At 65.1% G+C, this 16,990-nt stretch carries 15 protein-coding genes; 8 read left to right on the forward strand and 7 right to left on the reverse strand.

All coding sequences use genetic code 11. The features are described from left to right. Window positions 1-208: 208 nt before the first annotated feature. Window positions 209-1,150 carry a class I adenylate-forming enzyme family protein gene (locus tag ACLMAL_RS31475; protein ID WP_412002380.1) on the forward strand — a complete coding sequence of 314 codons (942 nt, stop codon included), beginning with the start codon at window positions 209-211 and terminating at the stop codon, window positions 1,148-1,150. Between the two features lie 188 nt (window positions 1,151-1,338). Here the strand turns inward: ACLMAL_RS31475 and ACLMAL_RS31480 are convergent, their stop codons facing one another. The 6 genes from ACLMAL_RS31480 to ACLMAL_RS31505 form a co-directional block, all read right to left on the reverse strand. Beyond that, window positions 1,339-1,761: an ATP-binding protein gene (locus ACLMAL_RS31480; protein WP_412002381.1), complete on the reverse strand. Its 423-nt coding sequence runs from the start codon at window positions 1,759-1,761 to the stop codon at window positions 1,339-1,341. Between the two features lie 547 nt (window positions 1,762-2,308). Then, window positions 2,309-2,827, reverse strand: a complete 519-nt coding sequence (locus tag ACLMAL_RS31485; protein WP_412002382.1) for an SDR family oxidoreductase — start codon at window positions 2,825-2,827, stop codon at window positions 2,309-2,311. Then, window positions 2,824-3,144, reverse strand: coding sequence for an SDR family NAD(P)-dependent oxidoreductase (locus ACLMAL_RS31490; protein ID WP_412002383.1), 321 nt, complete (start codon window positions 3,142-3,144; stop codon window positions 2,824-2,826). The genes ACLMAL_RS31485 and ACLMAL_RS31490 overlap by 4 nt, the downstream gene beginning before the upstream one ends. Window positions 3,145-3,199: 55 nt before the next feature. Beyond that, window positions 3,200-4,621, reverse strand: coding sequence for a phytoene desaturase family protein (locus ACLMAL_RS31495; RefSeq protein ID WP_412002384.1), 1,422 nt, complete (start codon window positions 4,619-4,621; stop codon window positions 3,200-3,202). Continuing rightward, on the reverse strand, window positions 4,618-6,429 hold the full coding sequence (locus ACLMAL_RS31500) for a DUF3556 domain-containing protein (protein WP_412002385.1): 1,812 nt from the start codon (window positions 6,427-6,429) through the stop codon (window positions 4,618-4,620). The genes ACLMAL_RS31495 and ACLMAL_RS31500 overlap by 4 nt, the downstream gene beginning before the upstream one ends. A gap of 33 nt (window positions 6,430-6,462) precedes the next feature. Then, window positions 6,463-7,929 (reverse strand): class I adenylate-forming enzyme family protein, encoded by a 1,467-nt coding sequence (locus ACLMAL_RS31505; protein WP_412002386.1) that lies wholly within the window; start codon window positions 7,927-7,929, stop codon window positions 6,463-6,465. A 162-nt stretch (window positions 7,930-8,091) separates the two neighbouring features. Between ACLMAL_RS31505 and ACLMAL_RS31510 the strand changes: the two genes are divergently transcribed. The 7 genes from ACLMAL_RS31510 to ACLMAL_RS31540 all read left to right on the forward strand — a co-directional run bounded on the left by ACLMAL_RS31510 (window position 8,092) and on the right by ACLMAL_RS31540 (window position 15,459). After that, window positions 8,092-9,375: a PucR family transcriptional regulator gene (locus tag ACLMAL_RS31510; protein ID WP_412002387.1), complete on the forward strand. Its 1,284-nt coding sequence runs from the start codon at window positions 8,092-8,094 to the stop codon at window positions 9,373-9,375. Between the two features lie 243 nt (window positions 9,376-9,618). Further along, window positions 9,619-11,310, forward strand: a complete 1,692-nt coding sequence (locus ACLMAL_RS31515; RefSeq protein ID WP_412002388.1) for a PHA/PHB synthase family protein — start codon at window positions 9,619-9,621, stop codon at window positions 11,308-11,310. A 38-nt stretch (window positions 11,311-11,348) separates the two neighbouring features. After that, on the forward strand, window positions 11,349-12,170 hold the full coding sequence (locus ACLMAL_RS31520; RefSeq protein WP_412002389.1) for an alpha/beta fold hydrolase: 822 nt from the start codon (window positions 11,349-11,351) through the stop codon (window positions 12,168-12,170). A gap of 564 nt (window positions 12,171-12,734) precedes the next feature. Continuing rightward, complete coding sequence (locus ACLMAL_RS31525; RefSeq protein WP_412002390.1) at window positions 12,735-13,304, forward strand: TetR/AcrR family transcriptional regulator; 570 nt, start codon at window positions 12,735-12,737, stop codon at window positions 13,302-13,304. A 78-nt stretch (window positions 13,305-13,382) separates the two neighbouring features. Beyond that, on the forward strand, window positions 13,383-14,417 hold the full coding sequence (locus ACLMAL_RS31530; RefSeq protein WP_412002391.1) for a medium chain dehydrogenase/reductase family protein: 1,035 nt from the start codon (window positions 13,383-13,385) through the stop codon (window positions 14,415-14,417). A gap of 436 nt (window positions 14,418-14,853) precedes the next feature. Beyond that, complete coding sequence (locus tag ACLMAL_RS31535) at window positions 14,854-15,021, forward strand: hypothetical protein (protein ID WP_412002392.1); 168 nt, start codon at window positions 14,854-14,856, stop codon at window positions 15,019-15,021. Between the two features lie 27 nt (window positions 15,022-15,048). Further along, window positions 15,049-15,459, forward strand: a complete 411-nt coding sequence (locus ACLMAL_RS31540) for an SRPBCC family protein (RefSeq protein WP_412002393.1) — start codon at window positions 15,049-15,051, stop codon at window positions 15,457-15,459. A gap of 112 nt (window positions 15,460-15,571) precedes the next feature. Here the strand turns inward: ACLMAL_RS31540 and ACLMAL_RS31545 are convergent, their stop codons facing one another. Next, entirely contained in the window at window positions 15,572-16,924 is a 1,353-nt protein-coding gene (locus ACLMAL_RS31545; RefSeq protein ID WP_412002394.1) for an amidase family protein, read from the reverse strand. Between the last annotated feature and the right edge of the window lie 66 nt (window positions 16,925-16,990).

The raw sequence follows: 16,990 nt of genomic DNA on the forward strand, positions 1-16,990 counted from the left end.
AGCCGCGAACATCAGAATTACCGTCGCGACGAAAATTCGTCACCTTCCATTAGTTACATCCCGGTTACCGCGGCGGCGCATTGCGCGGTCGGGCTTGTCCTCTGGTGACAATGCCCGCGGCGAATTTCATCCATGCACGACGGTGTCCGGCGGCGGCGGGATTTCTAGTGTTGTCGTCATTCCCTGTACCCCCTCCCGAGGACCGCTTATGAATCTTTCGACTCTCCCGGACCATCGCGCCGCCGCCGCGCCGGACGCAGCCGCCGTCGCCGACGACAGCACAGACCTGAACAACGCAGGATTCCTGGACGCCGTGCGGCGCGCCGCCGCTACCCTGCGCGGCGCGGGAGTCTCGAGTGGCGACGTGGTTGCGATCATGTTGCCCAATACTGCCGCCTTTGTCGTCTCTCTATTCGCTACCTGGCGGGTGGGTGCCACGGTCACACCTATCGACCCGTCGCTCACCGCCGCGGAAGCCAACAGCCAAATGACCGACACAGGCGCCAAGGTACTGATCACCGCACAGCCGCCCGCCGCCGACGCGCCGGTCCACGCCGTCATAACCGCTGACGATCTCACTACCGCAGACCCCGATGCCGCCGAACCCGCACGGCTTCGCAACGACACGCTGGCGCTGCTCATCTGTACCACCGGCATCACAGGCGAACCCAACAGGGTGACGATCGACCACGCCAATCTCACTGCCATGTGCCGCATGGTGATCGAGGCATTCGAACTCACCGGAGCCGACCACAGCCTGGTGAATCTGCCGCTGTTCCACGTCAACAGCATCGTGGTCGGCGCCTTGTCACCACTGCTGGCCGGTGGCCGCGCCACCATGGCCTTCAGCCCGAAGACGTTCTTCGACCGGATCGAACGCGGCCGTGCCACATACATTTCTGCAGTCCCGACCATGTATGCACTGCTGTCGGATCTGCCCGCCGAAATCCGGCCGAACACCTCATCGGTACGATTCGCCATCTGCGGTGCGGCCCCAGCCGGCATCGAAGTGCTGACCAAATTCCAACGCCGCTACGGAATACCGATCATCGACGGCTACGTCTCCGAAGTTCCCGCGCGCGCACGCTCATGCTGCTCACCAGCACCCGCGAGACGGACACGGTCGGAATACTCTCGCCAGGCCAGCTGATTCGGACCGCTGATCCGGAGGGGTCGGTGCCCGTCGCCTGTCGAGCTGTCAGACCTGCGGGCTCGATGACATCGTGAACCGCATCCATCGTGACTTCTCACAACGCACCAGGGACGTACGACTATCTCTTGGCCGGCGGGATTGGTCGTCAGTGGTCCGCCTGGAATCAACCGACGCTTGCTCCAGCATCATCGGATTCGGACTGTTCGCCCAGACGCATGGTGTAGACCCGATCCAGGAAGTCGCGGTGGGCACGTAGAGTGGAATCGAGCCGGTCGTTCCAGACGGCGCGACAGATCCGAACCGATCCGCACCCGGCGATCCGAACCGACCATCAGATAATGGGCATTGATCTCCTCGGATGTCATCCCATGACCGTTGTCCCGCACCACAATTCGATACGGTTCATGTTCGACGGCATGGATCGTGCCCGCCAGCGTCACCCCCCACGGCAGCGTGACCTCGACCTTGGTCGCATCAGCGTCGTAGGAATTGGCGATGAGTTCGGCGGGCACGGCCGAAACTCGGTCGTACAACCGGATCCCGAGTTTCTCGATCGTCAGCCGACTGACCCGCATCGTGTACTTGTGCGACTGGTCGCCGTTGTCCATGGCCGAGCCCCCGATCACCCCTCGATGCGGTAACTGCGCGTCCGCTCGACACCATCCTCGTCCGCTCGGTTGTCGAAGGCCTGAACGTACGACCACCAATTCATAACAGACGGTATGGTCCTGACTCGATCCGGTGGCAGCACGATAACGGATGCCATTCAGCCGTTGGGCGCGCAACCGGCAGCCAATACGCAACCGCTGCGGTTGTCGGCCATCCCCGTCCTTGCCGAAAGCACGATTCTCCAGAAGCCGAACCCGTCGGCGGAATATCCAATTCTGGCCTGCCGCGCGAGGCACCAGCATGCGAAACTCTGTGAATTCGAACCGAATCGGTGGGGGAACCGAGGTCCGACTGGGAGATATCATCCCAGATCCGCGCGGCACGAACACCTGGAGGACAGCGTGGGACTTGGTCTATGACTCTCGCCGCAAAGATGACAGTTCGGGTGAGCACTGGGAATTGTGTGCGTTCATCGGACCGCTGGTCGCCTTCGCCGGAGCAGCCGATCCTCCGGGCGATCAACTCGGATACGCGCAAAGCTGGTCACTACATATCCATGCCGCCGTTGACACTCCACACCTGGCCGGTGATGTAGGAGGAGGCGTCGGCGGCCAGGAAATGGACGACCCTGGCGATCTCCTCTGGACTACCCACCCGGCCGACCGGGATCTGGGCGGTGAGTCTGGCCATGACCTTGTCGGGGATGGTCGCCGTCATCTCAGTGCCGATCAACCCGGGCGTCACCGTATTGACGGTGATGCCGATGCTGTCGTCGGAGCGCTTGCCGGATTTCGCGACCTGGTAGGCGGCCTCCTTGGCGAGGGTCTTGGTCAGTCCGAACTGTCCGGACTTCGACGCGGCGTAGTTGGCCTGACCAATGTTGCCGGTCTCGCCGACCACCGAGGACACGTTGACGATGCGCCCGGTGCCGCGCTCCACCATATGTGCCAATGCGGCCTGGGAGAGGAAGAAGGCGCCGGAGAGGTTGACCGCGAGGACGGTGGACCACTGCTCCTCGGTCATCTCGGCGACGGTGCAATCCATGGTGATTCCGGCGTTGTTCACCAAAATATCCAGGCGGCCATGGGTTTCGATGACTTCAGCGATGGTGTGCTGCGACAGTCGGCGGCGGAGCCGACATTACCGCGATGCGCCGAGGCCGCCGCGCCGTGCGGTTCGGTGGCCCGCCGCAGATCGGCGACGAAATGCTCGGCGCTGGTGGGATTGCGGCTATAGCCGACTGCGACGGACGCACCCTGGTTGGCCAGGCTGTGTGCGATGGCTGCGCCGATGCCGCGGGTGCCACCGGTGACGAAGGCGACACGGCCGGCCAGTTTGTCGGTGGCGGGTGCGGTCGACTGGAGGGTTTCGAGCGTGCTCATGAGAGATCCCTTTTGTTTCGAAAGTTGTTGAATGTGCGTCTATTTGGGTAAGCGGCTAGGCAGTGCGCCTGAGGTAGGCGAGCGCCGCGTCGGCGGCATTGGCACCGCACATACCGTGCGCGCCGGGGCCCGGTGGCGTCGCGGCCGAGCAGATGTACATGCCCCGCACCCCGATGCTGTACGGCGACAATGTGATTCGCGGACCGAACACCAGCTGGCGTACATCCTTTGAGCCGGTCATGATGTCGCCGCCGACATAGTTTGTGTTGTACGCGGCCATCTGCGTTGTGTCGCGGACCGTTTGGCCCACGATCCGATCCCGGAAGCCGGGCGCGAATCGTTCGATCTGGGCGATGATTTCCGAGGTGGCGTCACCGGCGTAGCCGTTGGGCACGTGCGCGTAGGTCCACAGCGGGTGCACGTTGCCGACCGAGCGCTGTGGATCGGCCAGATACTGCTGACCGACCAACACGAACGGACGCTGCGGCATCCGCCCGGCGTGGATCTCGCGCTCCGTGGCGGCGAGTTCACCGTAGCCGCCCGCGAGATGTACCGTGCCTGCCCGGTGCGCGTCGGGGTTGGTCCACGGCACCCCGCCCTCTATCGCGAAGTCCACCTTGAACGCGCCGGGTCCCTGCCGAAAATGCCCGTAGGCGCGGGCAATTCGAGACGGCAGGCGATCACCGAGAATGCCGGCCACGGCATCCGGGGCCAGATCGAACATGGTCACATCGCTGGTGGGCAATTGTGCGGCGGCCTCGATCCGGGTATCGGTCTCGATCTTGCCGCCGAGATCGGACAGCAGCGCAGCCAACGCAGTGGTGATGGACTGGGAGCCGCCCGCCGCCACCGGCCAGCCGTGCCGGTGCCCGGCGGTGAGGATGCCGAGCCCGATGGCCGAGGTCAGCGGGTAGTGCAACGGCCGAAACGCATGCGCCGCAACACCTCCGAACAATGCCCTGGCCGCGTCGGTGCGGAACAGCCGCGCCAGCGTTGAACCGGGAAGCACGGTCGGCAGGCCGAACCTGGCCAGTGTCAACGGATGATGCGGGAACCGCAGCAGCGGTCGCATAATGTCTTCGGAGAGTGCGTCGAACCGCGCGGACGGCGCACCGAACAACAGCCGCCACCGCTCGTCGTCTCGCCCCAGCCCCGCCGCGGTCCGCTCCACCGACCGGTAGAGCGTCGCGCCCCGGCCACCGTCCAGCGGGTGCACGCAGTCGATTTCCGGTGTGCGCCAATATAATCCGTAGCGCTCCAAGTCGAGACTGTTGAGGAATGCCGAGCAGGCGGCCATCGGGTGGGTAGCCGAGCACTGGTCGTGCAGCAGGCCGGGCAGCAGTGCCTCGCCGGTGCGGGTGCCGCCGCCGATCTCGCCGGCGGCCTCCAGCACGGTCACCTGCACGCCCGCCTTGGCGAGGGCAACGGCGGCGGCGAGTCCATTGGGCCCGCCGCCGACAACGGTCGCGGTGGTCATGCCAGCGCTCCGTGTCCGTGTTCCTGCTCGTCGCGGGCGGCGCGTGGGGTGGACAGCGCCAGTGACCAGGTGACCTCCAGCGGGATCGGCCCGTTGGGCAGCCACGGCTGCTCCTCGACCGCCTCCGCTACCTTCCAGGTACCCCGCTCGATAACGCCGAGCGCGGCGTCGATCACTTTGTAGTGCTGCACCTTGCTGCCCCAGGCTTGCGACTCCACCCAGACGATCACCAGTTCGCCGGGTTCGAAGCCGGCCTCCTGCTGCACCGCCGTGACCAACTCCTCGTTGTGCAGGTGTCCGTCACCGAAGTTGAAGCCGATCAGCGAGTTGCAGATGAATTCGGCCTCGCGCACCGTCCGGCTGTCGATATCGGGCAGGTTCTTCAGCAGCACCGAAAACAGGCCGCGGCCCTGGCTGTGCATGGTGCGCCAGGCGATGGTCTGCTGCATGGTGATCTCGGCCCACTGTGGTTCGTAGCCGAATTCGACGAACTGGTCGATCTGATTCTTCGCGCTGCGGGTCACCCTGTTCAGTTTGCTCTCCGCGCCGGGTGCGAAGGCCCAGACCGCCGAGGCCCAGTTGCCCGCGTACTGGCGCATCGACGGCAGGAACGAGACCTTATCCGGCCGGAAGTTGCCCAGGATCGGGAAGAACAGCAGTCCGGCGATGAGCGCGGCGGCCAGCCAAGGCGAGGAGATATCGGTGAGTCCGTAGCCGTCCCAGTTCGGGAAGCCGAGGAACAGAAAGACGGTCGTGTAGGCGAACAGCACATTCCATTCGAGTGGCACCGCGAGCGGGAAGGTGGAGACGATGAACAAGTGGAAGATGACCATCACCGTTGCCGCGGCCACGGTCAGCCAGATATTGGTGGAGAAGAACAGCACCAGTGGGGTGATCACTTCTACCGTTGTGCCGCCGACGTGCGCCATCACATCCGCGATCCGAGACGGGCGCAGGTCTCGCGGGAAGTCACGGTAGTGCGCCCGCTTGAGCCACTTGAACGGAACCGACGGGCTGTTGCTCACCATCGGCGGTACCACCTGCGAGAAGTGCTTGCCGAGTTTCGAGATGCCCGCACAGACCCACACGACCAGGATCAGCAGCTTCAGCGCGATGATCATATCGACGAACGGCAGCACCGCGAAGAAGAACAGTGCCGGCAGATACTGCTCGCCGCGCGCGCCGAGGAAAACTGTCTTGTCGCGCAGACCGTTGATGATCAGCAGCACGATCGGCGCGATGAGCAGCACTGGACGCACCAGCCCTGAAGTGTTCTCCGGCACCGCCGCCGACAGCGAATCACTGTGCGCGCCAGGGGTCAGCAGCGAAGCGGCAAGGCTGATCAGCAGCGCAGCGTATAGCGCGACGTCGAACCGGGTGCGCCGGTCGCCCGCGGTGCCGGGCACCCACTTCCACGGCCGCAGCCGGATGGTGCCCGGCCGGGCCCAGAAGAGAATGCCGCCGGTCATCGGCTTCACCTTGCCGGCGAGCGGCCCCCACGAACCGGCGATGCCGATGGTCTCCAGCAGCACCGTCCACAGCACGAACTTCTGATAGACGATCGGCTGGTCCCACCATTGCGAGACATGCCAGAACGCCGGGAGATCGGAGGTCACCGTGGCTACGACGATGCCGCCGAGTGCGTAGAGGACGAGCAATTTGAGAATGTAGATGGTGTGCACCATCCGCGGCGACCCGAAGCCGTGCTCGGCCCAGTTGGCGGCGAGGATACGCATGCGCTCCATCAACGGTTTCCGCAGAAAGGTGTCGGGATCTACCTGCGGCAGATCCGGTTTCGTGAATCCCATTGTTCTGCTCCTATTTCTGACCGAGGGTGGATATCAACGGTTTTCGATGGCGAGTCGCCGCAGCTTCGGCTTGTCGAGTTTGCCGACGTCGTTCTTGGGAAGGTCGTCGAGAATCGTGATAGCGACGGGCAGTTTGTATTTCGACAGTGCGCCGCGAACGTGCTCGTGGATCTTCTCGGTCGCCAATCCGGTGCCCGAGTTCAGCGAGACATAGAGGACCGGCTCCTCGCCGTAGACCTCGTGCGCGCGACCGACGACCGCGGCCTCGGCGATCTCCGGCAGTTGGTAGACCACGGTTTCGATCTCTTTGGGGTAGATGTTCTCGCCGCCGCGGATGATCATGTCCTTGGTGCGGTCGACCAGGACCAGGTACCCGTCCTCGTCCAAGCGGCCGATATCGCCGGTGTGCAACCAGCCGTTGACCAGGGTTTGCGCGGTCTCCTCGCGGCGATTCAGATAACCGCGCATGACATTCGGGCCGGAGATCAGCACCTCGCCGATCTCGCCGTCGGGTACCTGATTGCCGTCCGTATCCGCGATCCGAATCGACTGGCCGGGCAGCGGCAGTCCGACGGTGCCGGCCTTGCGCTTGCCGACGAGCGGGTTGACAGTGCTCGCGCAGGCACCCTCGGACAGGCCGTATCCCTCGATAATTGGTATGCCGTAACGATTTTCGAACCTCGCCAGCAGTTCCATGCCGGCCGGGGCCGCGCCGCAGATGGCAAAGCGTACCGAAGAGGTGTCGGGGCGGACCTCGGCGGGTAAATCGCTCAGCATCGTGTATATCGTTGGCACGGCGGAGAAATACGTCGCGCGACTGCGTTCGATCCGGTCGAAGAAGGTGCGCGGGCTGAACTTGCCTGCCATTGTGGCGCGGCCGCCGGCGAGCAGTGGCGAGAGAGTACTCGCCACGATGCCGTTGACGTGGAACAGCGGCAGGATGAGCAGGCTGTGGTCGGCCGCGGTGAGGGCGAAGGTCTTGATCACCATGCGGCACATGGCATTCAGATTGGCGTGGTCGAGCATCACGCCCTTCGGGCGACCGGTGGTGCCGCTGGTGTAGATGAGCAGCGCCAGTGCGTCGTTGCCGAGCTGGGCCGGAACGAGGGCGGTGTCGGGGTCCACCGCGGTGAGCTCGGCGGCCGGGACAACGGCCCGCACCGGAACGTCGAAGGTGAGCCGCTCGGGCACGATCAGCACCTTGGCGCCCGCATCCGCGATCTGATAGGCGGCCTCGGTCGCCGTCAGCGCTGGATTAAGCGGGGTGGCCGCCGCGCCGAGACGCCAGGTGGCGAACAGCGATATAACCAGGGCCGCGGTATTCGGCAGCATGATCGCGACCACGTCGCCCGCCGAAACGCCCGCGGCGCGCAGTGCCGTGGCGGCGCGCTGCACTGCGTCGAGGAACCCAGCGTTGCTGAGGTCGATGGTGTCGTCGGCGAGGGCGGGTGCGTCCGGATCGGCGGCGGCGCGACGGTCCGGCAGTGTCGAGAGGTTCATGAGCGGTCCTGGTAAATAGAGTATGCGGTATGGCTATAACTGTAGAAATCGGGCAGCCCTGTGACACCGTCGTGCGTCGACGAAGTACGCCGCCGGTGTTGTCCCCGGAGAACAACCCGGCAATTTCCCACGCTGTTACCGCCAAGTAGCTACCGTTGGGGAGTGACGAATCTTCGTCGCGACAGTGATGTCGATGTCAGCCGGTATGTCGCTGGGATCGCCGCCCGCATGAACGAGCGGGTGACCGATATCAGCGCGATCCTCCGGCGCGGCCTCGAGGACGAGATCCCCGAATTGCGGGGCGACGCCCGCACCGTCGAACTGCTCGGCGCCAGCGTAGAAGGCAATGTCGACACCATCCTGCATGCGCTGCAGCACGACATTCCGGTGGCTCGGATCAACGCTCCCACTGCTGCCATCGAATACGCCAGACGCCTTGCCCAGCACGGAGTTTCGGTCAAGGCCCTGGTGCGCGCCTATCGGGTCGGCCACCGGCGGATGACCGAGCTGGTCTTCGCCGAACTACGGGCCACCGATATCGCGCCCGCCGACGGTGTCACGGTCGTGGAGGCGATCACCAGCACACTGTTCGACTACATCGACTGGATCACCGAGCAGGTCGTCGCGGTGTACGAGACCGAGCGTGAGCAGTGGCTGGAAAGCCGCAACAGCGCCCGCGCACTGCGCGTGCGTGAGGTGCTGGCCGGGAAGAAGCCGGTCGATATCGATGCCGCGACCGAATCCATCCGCTACCCCCTGCATTGGCACCATTTGGCGTTGATCATCTGGTATCCGGACACCGGCGCGAGCGGCGACGAGTTGACCCGGCTGCAACGCTTTGTCCGTGAGCTGGCCGAGGCGGTCGGTACCGCGGCTGCGCCGCTGTTTGCGGCCGCCGACCGGATGAGCGGATGGGCCTGGCTGCCATATCGGTCCGAGCAATCCGATGCGGTGGCCAAGGTCCGGGATTTCGCGAGCAAGCGGGCCGATGCACCGCGGCTGGCGATCGGCATCATGGGCCAGGGGGTGCCGGGCTTCCGCCGGTCCCATCAGTATGCGCTGCTGGCGCGCTCGGTCGCGCTCACACGCGGGGATGTGGAACCGAGGATCATGGCGGCGAGCGATCCGGGACTGTCGGCCGCGGCGCTGCTCGGCGGCAGCGCAGAGGTCGCCGAATGGGTGGGTGAGGTGCTCGGCGAATTGGCCACCGACGACGAGAACGATGCCCGGCTGCGCGAGACGCTGCGGGTGTTCTTGCACACCGGATCCAGCTACAAGGCGGCCGCCGCGGAGCTCGATCTGCATTTCAACTCGGTGAAATACCGGGTCGGGCGGGCGGTTGCGCGGCGCGGGCGGCCGATCACCGACGACCGGTTGGACGTCGAGCTGGCGCTGCTGATCTGCCACTGGTACGGCGCGGCGGTGCTGCGGCCGAATACGGACTGACCGCAGCGACAAACCCACGCGCACACTTCGTTCTTTCGGGACAATGGCGCGCCCGCCGATCGGATCTACCGTTCTTGCATCAAATCCCGATGCGGTGCATCAGCAACGGAGCAGGCGCTACACCGACGATCCGATGCCTGCGGACAGCATGATCCGTGGCATCGAAGGCCTAACCGCCCGTCGACGACGCCGCGCACCGGCCCGTTATCGAGGCCAGCCGACCATGTTTCGAGGAGTTCCACAATGACAACAACCACCGACGCCGCTGACGAACTCGCGGCCCCGCTGGATCTGCTGATGACCAGTTCGGCGACCGGCGTCGGCCGACGTATGTTGCCCAATACTTCCTGGACCAGACTGGCGTTGAGTCTGGCCAATCAGCCGCGGACGGTCGCGGACCGGATCGGCGCGTTCGGTCAGGAACTGGTGACGATCGCCCGCGGGCACTCGGATCGGGTACCGGCGAAGGGCGACCGGCGCTTCGACGATCCGGGATGGCAGGGCAATCCGCTGTTCAAGCGGTCCATGCAGGCATATCTGGCCGCCACCGCCACCGCCGACGCGCTGTTGGCCGACGCGGACCTGGATTGGCGCGATGCCGAATGGATGCGATTCGTCCTGGATAACGTGATGGATGGCGTCTCGCCGAGCAATAACCCGCTCCTGAGCCCGGTCGCGTGGAAAGCATTGGTGGACAGCGGCGGTGCGAGCGCGGTGCGCGGATTACGGCACTTCCTCTCCGATATGGCCGCCGCGCCGCGGGTGCCGTCGATGGTCGATTCGGATGCCTTCACCCTCGGCGATACCGTCGCGACCACATCGGGTTCGGTGGTGCTGCGCACCGAGATGTTCGAGCTGATCCAGTACGCGCCGCAGACCGAGCAGGTGCGAACGGTACCGCTGCTGATGGTGCCGCCGGTGATCAACAAGTTCTACATCATGGATATCGCCCCGAACCGCAGCATGGTCGAGTACTTCGTCCGTCAGGGCCAACAGGTATTCGCCATTTCCTGGCGCAATCCGACTGACCGCCAACGGGATTGGGGCTTCGACGAGTACGGGCAGGCCATCATCGACGCGCTGGATGTCGTGGAGCGGATCACCGGCTCCGAGCGCACCCATTTGCAGGCCTCCTGCTCCGGCGGCATCATCGCCGCGATGACGGCGGCCCATCTGACCGCGATCGATCAGGCCCATCGGCTGGCGAGTCTGACGCTGATGGTGACGGTGCTCGATCAGAGTCACGCGGGCTTCGCCGCGGCCGCGATCGACGAGGAGTCGGCGAATATCGCGATCGCGCTCTCGGCCAAGAAGGGCTACCTCGACGGGCGGGCGCTGGCCGAGATATTCGCCTGGCTGCGGCCCAACGATCTGGTCTGGCGCTACTGGGTCAACAACTATCTGCAGGGCCGCGCGCCCGCACCGTTCGACGTGCTGTTCTGGAATGCCGACACCACCCGGATGACGGCAGCGCTGCATCGCGACATGGTCTCGATGGGTGTGCACAATTCACTGACCACGCCGAATCAGGTGAGCATGCTCGGCACTCCCGTCGACCTGTCCCAGGTCACCGTCGACACCTATGTGGTGGCCGGTATCGCCGACCATATCTCGCCGTGGCAGGCCTGCTACCGCAGCGCCCGGCTGCTCGGCAGCAAGGATCTGCAGTTCGTGCTCTCCACCAGCGGGCATATTGCCGCGCTGGTCAACCCACCGGGAAATCCCAAGGCCTCCTATCGGATCGGTGCGGTCGACGACGCCGACCCGGGAGCGTGGCTGGATGCGACCGCCGAGAATCCGGGCTCCTGGTGGCCGAATTTCGTCGAATGGCTGGCCGAACGCAGCGGTCCGGAGCGGGACGCGCCGCAATCGCTGGGTACGGCCGATCTGCCGCCGGTGGATTCCGCGCCGGGAACTTATGTGCTCGAACACTGAAAGGTGATCATGACCCAGCATCCCGAAGTGTGGCTGTGATGAGTGCGCCGGAGCCTGCCACCTATGTCGAAGATCGCCTCATCGCCGTGCTCGGTCAGCAGATCCGGGTGCATGTGCGCTGGGGAACCGGGAGGCCGCTGGTGCTGTGCAACGGTATCGGCGCAAGCCTCGAGGTGCTCGATCCGCTTGTCGCACAGCTGAATCCGGCTACAACTGTGGTTCGGTTCGATGTGCCGGGCAGCGGCGCATCGCCGGATTCGCCACTGCCGTACGGGTTTCCGTATCTGGCCGCAGTGCTCGGGCAGCTACTACGCAAACTCGACATCCGCGGGCGCGTCGATATCCTCGGACTGTCCTGGGGCGGTGCGCTGGCCCAACAGTTCGCCTTCCAGCATCCGCGGCGGTGCCGCACGCTAATCCTGGTGTCCACCGGTACCGGCGTGATCATGGTTCCCGGTCGGCCCACCGTACTGCTGAAAATGCTGACGCCACGGCGATTTCTGGACCATCACTATGCTGCATCCATCGCCGGTGAGCTCTACGGCGGCTCTGTCCGCACCGATCCGTCCATCATCGAGCAGCTGTTCGATCGGCAGCTGATGGCCGGGTCCCGGGTCGGCTATCTGCACCAACTGCTTGCCGGTTCGGTGTGGACGAGCATCTTCGCGCTGCCGCTCATCCGGCGGCCCACGCTGATCATCGCGGGCACCGACGATCCGATCATCCCGATCGCCAATGCCCGCATCATGCACCGACTGCTCCCCCATTCGGCCGTCCATCTGCACGGTGGCGGGCACGTCGACCTCATTACCAATGCCACCGAATTAGCGCCCGTCATAGAGAGATTCAGGAAAGAGTAGTCATTAGCACATCGGTATCCATCGACGGCGCCGACTTCAACGGGCGATTCAGAGCGGGCGTTTCGCCCCGGTCGTCGCGAGCACCAGCGGCGAAGTGTCGATATTCATGCTGTCACAGGTGCCCGTGGATTCCTCTCGATACGTCGACTTGATCTCGAAGCTGCCGGCCTCAGTGGTCCTCGGCGCGCGGCGCAGAAGCAGCCGACGCCGTTGCGAATCCATTCCCGCCCGGACCATGAGCGGTCGTCCGGCCGGGCCGGGGCGGAGTTCCGGCCACAATGGTCAGCCGGATCTGTCGTCCTCACGTGGTCCACGACGGCACGGCGGTCGCCGTCGCCAGGCCGATGCCGCTCGTTCCGCCGGTGACCAATACTGTTCGACTGTCCATCGAATCCCCCTTTCCCAGTGTCGATTTCAACCTCCACACCGACAGGACGATCGGGTGCTCACATCGGCGAGATTCGCCTATCGGCGCGGTCGGAGGTTTGCGAAAATCGGATTCGATCGGGAAGGCCGGAGCAAAGGTGTTGACGCTCCCAGAATGGTGAGTGTACAGTCACTCACATGAGCAAGAGCGGAGTGACCCTCTCCCGATCGGACGTACGACGCGACGCCGTCGTAGACGCCGCGATCATCGAGTTCGCCCGAACCGGTTACCACGGCACACCGATCAGCACGGTCGCGGCGACGGCGCAGATCTCACCGGCATATGTCTTCAAACTGTTCCCCGGCAAGGTCGCACTGTTCGTCGCCGCGCTCGAGCGCTGCTTCGATTCGATCGAGCGAGCACTGTCGTCCAGCGCTGCCCGCGCCAACGGCGCGAGCCCTGAGCAGATCCTGTACGAAATGGGCGGGGCCTACGCCGAACTCATCAGCGACAAGAGCCTGCTCATGCTGCAAGTGCACGCCCAGTCCGTTGCGGACGTCCCGGAAATCGGCGAGGCACTGCGCAGCGGTTTGGGCCGGGTGACCGACTTCGCCAAACAGCGGTCGGGCGCCGAAGACGAGCAGGTGCAGCGATTCATCGCCTTCGGCCAGCTCTGCCACCTGATCACCACCCTCGGCCTGGACGGCGACGACAGCCCCTGGGCCGCCATCCTCACCGCAGGCATTCGCCACCCGAACGCCCACTGACTTCAACCAACTGCCCCCTCGTGGGGCATTATTTCAGCACACCGAGTGATTGACCAGTCACACACTAGGAGAAGAAACATGTCCACCACCGCCACCGAAATCGTCCTGCCCGGCCGAGTCGAGCCCCAGGGCCTGCTGGTCACCCGGCGCGACCTGCCGGCACCCGCAGCCGGCCAAGCCCTCGTTCGGATCGAGGCGAGTGGTGTCTCCTTCGCCGAGCAGCAGATGCGGCGCGGCAAGTACTACGACCAGCCGGCCTTCCCGTTCGTGCCCGGATACGACTTGGTCGGGACCGTCACCGCAATCGGTGCCGATGTCGATCCGGCCTTGGTCGGCAGGCGCGTGGCCGCGTTGACCAAGATCGGCGGCTGGTCCAGCCACGCCCTGCTCGACGCCGCGGACCTGGTGCGGGTGCCCGACGCACTCGATGCCGCCGAGGCGGAAACCTTTGTCGTCAACGGGATCACGGCCTGGCAGATGCTCTACCGGACCGCGCACGTGCGGCCCGGGCAGACCATTCTGGTCCACGGCGCGAACGGCGGCGTCGGCTCGACGCTCGTTCAGTTGGCCCGCGCCAATGGAATTCGCGTCATCGGCACCGCTTCGGCCCGCAATGCCGAAGCCGTCGAAGCACTAGGTGCGACCTGGATCGACTACCGCAGCGACGTGCCGCAACAGGTTCGAGCGCTCGCACCCGAGGGCGTGGACGCCGTATTCGACCATATCGGCGGGCCCGGCATCAACGACTCGTTCGAACTGCTCGCGCCGAACGGCACGCTGGTCTCCTACGGCACCGCAGCCACCAAGAACGACGAGGGCAATTCACGACTGCCCGTGCTCAAGCTGTTCGCCCAGCTACTGCTGTGGAATGCGCTGCCCAACAAACGAAACGCGCATTTCTTCAACCTGTGGGCAGGCAAGCGCAATCTCACACGCTTCCGCAACCACATCAGCGAGGACCTCGAGAAGGTGTTCGACCTCGCCGCCCACGGCGCACTGCGCGCCCAGGTCGCCGCCCGCATCCCGCTGACCGAAGCCGCCCGCGCCCTCGAACTCGCCGAGTCCAGCACCGTCGTCGGCAAGGTCGTCATCATCGCGGACACCCGAGCCTGAACCACTCTGCCAGGGGTTCCCGGCGTTGCGGACACCTCCCGATTCGGCGCCTGGCTCGCTCTCACCTCGCCGGCCGCACTCTTCCTCGACGGCGCGAGCCCCTACTGGGTGCTGGCCCTCGCGGGCGGTGGCAGCTACCTGTCGCCGCCACCCTCGAACCCCGCCGCCGCGCGGCCGATCCAGCCGTCTGCAAATTCCTCTCCCCCAATGCTTTCCATCGTCGTCATCTGAAAAATGAACAAGGGAATTGTCATGAGCACAGAACGCCCGATGCCGTACCTCAGCGGCCATTACGAACCGGTGGCCGATGAGATCACCGGCCACGAGCTGACCATCAACGGCACGCTGCCGCCGGAACTCAACGGACGCTACTTCCGCAACGGACACAATCCCCAAGCCCGGCATCACCCCGAGCCACTGGTTCCGCGGCGAAGGCATGATCCACGGTGTGCGGCTGCACAACGGCCGCGCCGAGTGGTACCGCAATCGCTGGGTGAAAACACCTTTCTTGGAGGGTGTTCCGTTCACCGGCGTCGAACTGCCTCGCCGGGTCCCGGCAGGTATCCACGGCCATTGGATCGCCGATCAGGAGGGCTTCCTGTGATCACCGGAACCGATACCAGCGCACCGGTTGTCGTGCGCCGCGGACATCCTCGTCGACGCGACGCTGCAGCGAGTGTGGGAGCTGCACACCGATATCAGCGCCTGGTCCGCCTGGCAGACCGATATCACCGCCTCCGCCATCGACGGTCTGGTCGAGCCGGGCACCGTATTCCACTGGAGCACATTCGGATTGGATATCGATTCGACGATCTACGCGGTGGACGCACCGCATCGCATCCTGTGGGGCGGACCCGCCCACGGCATCACCGGGGTACACCTGTGGACGTTCACCGAAGTCGACGGCAAGGTGCACGTGCACACCGAGGAATCCTGGGACGGTGTCCCTATCCGGGCGGACATCGCCGGAATGCACGCGGCACTCGACGGCTCTTTGGCCGCCTGGCTGGAATATCTGAAGAAAACCACGGAGAGCGCTTAACCACAGTGCCGGGTGACGGCAACGCTGCCGTCACCCCGCTACTCGACGCACGTGAACCTCCGCCCGAGATCCGAAGGCGGGGCCGCCCACCGTCGGATCAAGCCTCGGAATGTCATGGGTGTGGTGGTGGTGTCGGACTCTTCCCGATAGTCGGGTTGGTGACGCGCTGCACCCAGGCCGCACAGTCCAAAAGGGCCATGTCGTCGTCAGACGGTCGGGAAAGCAGGATACCGGTGCGGGGCCCGGGCCGCACGGCGGGTGCGGGCAGGGTGATGCCGCAACTGCCAAGGTAGCTGAGCACCATGGTCGTGCGCAGTACGGCGGCGTTGGCGCTGTCGTACCAATCCGCGTCGGACTGCAGGTCGGCTGCGCGGGGTGGAATGCGGCGCACGGTAGGGCACAGGAGCGTGGCATCATCGAGGTCGGCGGCGAACTCAGCGCGCAAGGCAGACATCGCAGCATAGACGGGGCCGATGGAATCGGCTGTATGCGTGTTGCTTTCGAGTCTGCGCCGGGTGGCGGGTTCGATCGGCATCGTCGAGCCGAGCCGGTGACGATGCAGTCGGTATGCCTCGGCGCCGACGATCGTTCCGATGTCATCCATCAGGCTCTGGGCCGTCGAGAGCGACGGTAGATGACGAAATTGAACTTCAGCGCCTGCGGCCCAGAGTTCGGCGACGGCGACGTCGATGTCGTCGGCAATCTCCGCTGCGGTGTCCTGCGACCATTCGCCCGCGGGTACGACGAATCGCAGCGGTAGCGGGCGACGACGAGGTCGGGTAGGCAGGAGTACACGGTCCAGCGCGGCGAGATCCTCGACCGTGGTCGCGAATACGCCGACGCTGTCGAGTGTTGCCGACAGCGGTGCGAAGTCGTGGGGGCCGTATCTACCTGGGCTGGCACGGTATCCGACGATGCCGCACAGGGCGGCGGGCACGCGCACGGATCCGGAGGTGTCGGTGCCGACCGCCAGTGCGACGATGCCGCGGGCGACCGCGACCGCGGATCCGGAGGAGGATCCGCCCGTGACGAGCTCCGGGTCGAGGGGGTTGGCAGGAGTGCCGAAACAGAGGTTGATCCCGAGTCCCGAGAAGGCGAACTCGCTGAGATTGGTTTTGCCGATGGTGACCAGACCGCTGTTGTGCACCCGCCGCACGAGGTGGCTGTCCACGACGGCGGGTTCATCGTGGAGGTGGCTGGCCGAACCGCAGGTCGTGACGGTGCCTTGGACGTCGAACACGTCCTTCCACGCGATGGGGACTCCGTCGAGTCGGCTGCGGCGTGCGCCGCGCGAGGCACGGAGATCGCTCGCCTGGGCCTGATAGCGGGCGCGTTCGCCGGTGACGGTGATCATCACCGCAGCCGAATCAGGTTGCCGGGCACGGTCGATGGCGGCGGTTACCAGCTGCGTCGACGTAGCTTCGCCGCTCGCGAGGGCCTGCGCCATTGCGGTGGCGGTAGTCATGGTAGGTACTCCCGATGCTCGGGTCCGAAACGAATAGAGCACACGCTATCGCGCAGACATCCGCGC

It is taken from the genome of Nocardia sp. CWNU-33, from assembly GCF_046764895.1.
In the GTDB taxonomy this organism is placed as follows: Bacteria; Actinomycetota; Actinomycetes; order Mycobacteriales; family Mycobacteriaceae; genus Nocardia.

What these genes read in the sequence shown, in the direction of transcription:
- ACLMAL_RS31475 (WP_412002380.1), top strand. Translation starts at nt 209, where the DNA reads ATGAATCTTTCGACTCTCCCGGACCATCGCGCCGCCGCCGCGCCGGAC.
- ACLMAL_RS31480 (WP_412002381.1), bottom strand. Translation starts at nt 1,761, where the DNA reads ATGGACAACGGCGACCAGTCGCACAAGTACACGATGCGGGTCAGTCGG.
- ACLMAL_RS31490 (WP_412002383.1), bottom strand. Translation starts at nt 3,144, where the DNA reads ATGAGCACGCTCGAAACCCTCCAGTCGACCGCACCCGCCACCGACAAA.
- ACLMAL_RS31495 (WP_412002384.1), bottom strand. Translation starts at nt 4,621, where the DNA reads ATGACCACCGCGACCGTTGTCGGCGGCGGGCCCAATGGACTCGCCGCC.
- ACLMAL_RS31500 (WP_412002385.1), bottom strand. Translation starts at nt 6,429, where the DNA reads ATGGGATTCACGAAACCGGATCTGCCGCAGGTAGATCCCGACACCTTT.
- ACLMAL_RS31505 (WP_412002386.1), bottom strand. Translation starts at nt 7,929, where the DNA reads ATGAACCTCTCGACACTGCCGGACCGTCGCGCCGCCGCCGATCCGGAC.
- ACLMAL_RS31515 (WP_412002388.1), top strand. Translation starts at nt 9,619, where the DNA reads ATGACAACAACCACCGACGCCGCTGACGAACTCGCGGCCCCGCTGGAT.
- ACLMAL_RS31520 (WP_412002389.1), top strand. Translation starts at nt 11,349, where the DNA reads ATGAGTGCGCCGGAGCCTGCCACCTATGTCGAAGATCGCCTCATCGCC.
- ACLMAL_RS31525 (WP_412002390.1), top strand. Translation starts at nt 12,735, where the DNA reads ATGAGCAAGAGCGGAGTGACCCTCTCCCGATCGGACGTACGACGCGAC.
- ACLMAL_RS31530 (WP_412002391.1), top strand. Translation starts at nt 13,383, where the DNA reads ATGTCCACCACCGCCACCGAAATCGTCCTGCCCGGCCGAGTCGAGCCC.
- ACLMAL_RS31535 (WP_412002392.1), top strand. Translation starts at nt 14,854, where the DNA reads ATGATCCACGGTGTGCGGCTGCACAACGGCCGCGCCGAGTGGTACCGC.
- ACLMAL_RS31545 (WP_412002394.1), bottom strand. Translation starts at nt 16,924, where the DNA reads ATGACTACCGCCACCGCAATGGCGCAGGCCCTCGCGAGCGGCGAAGCT.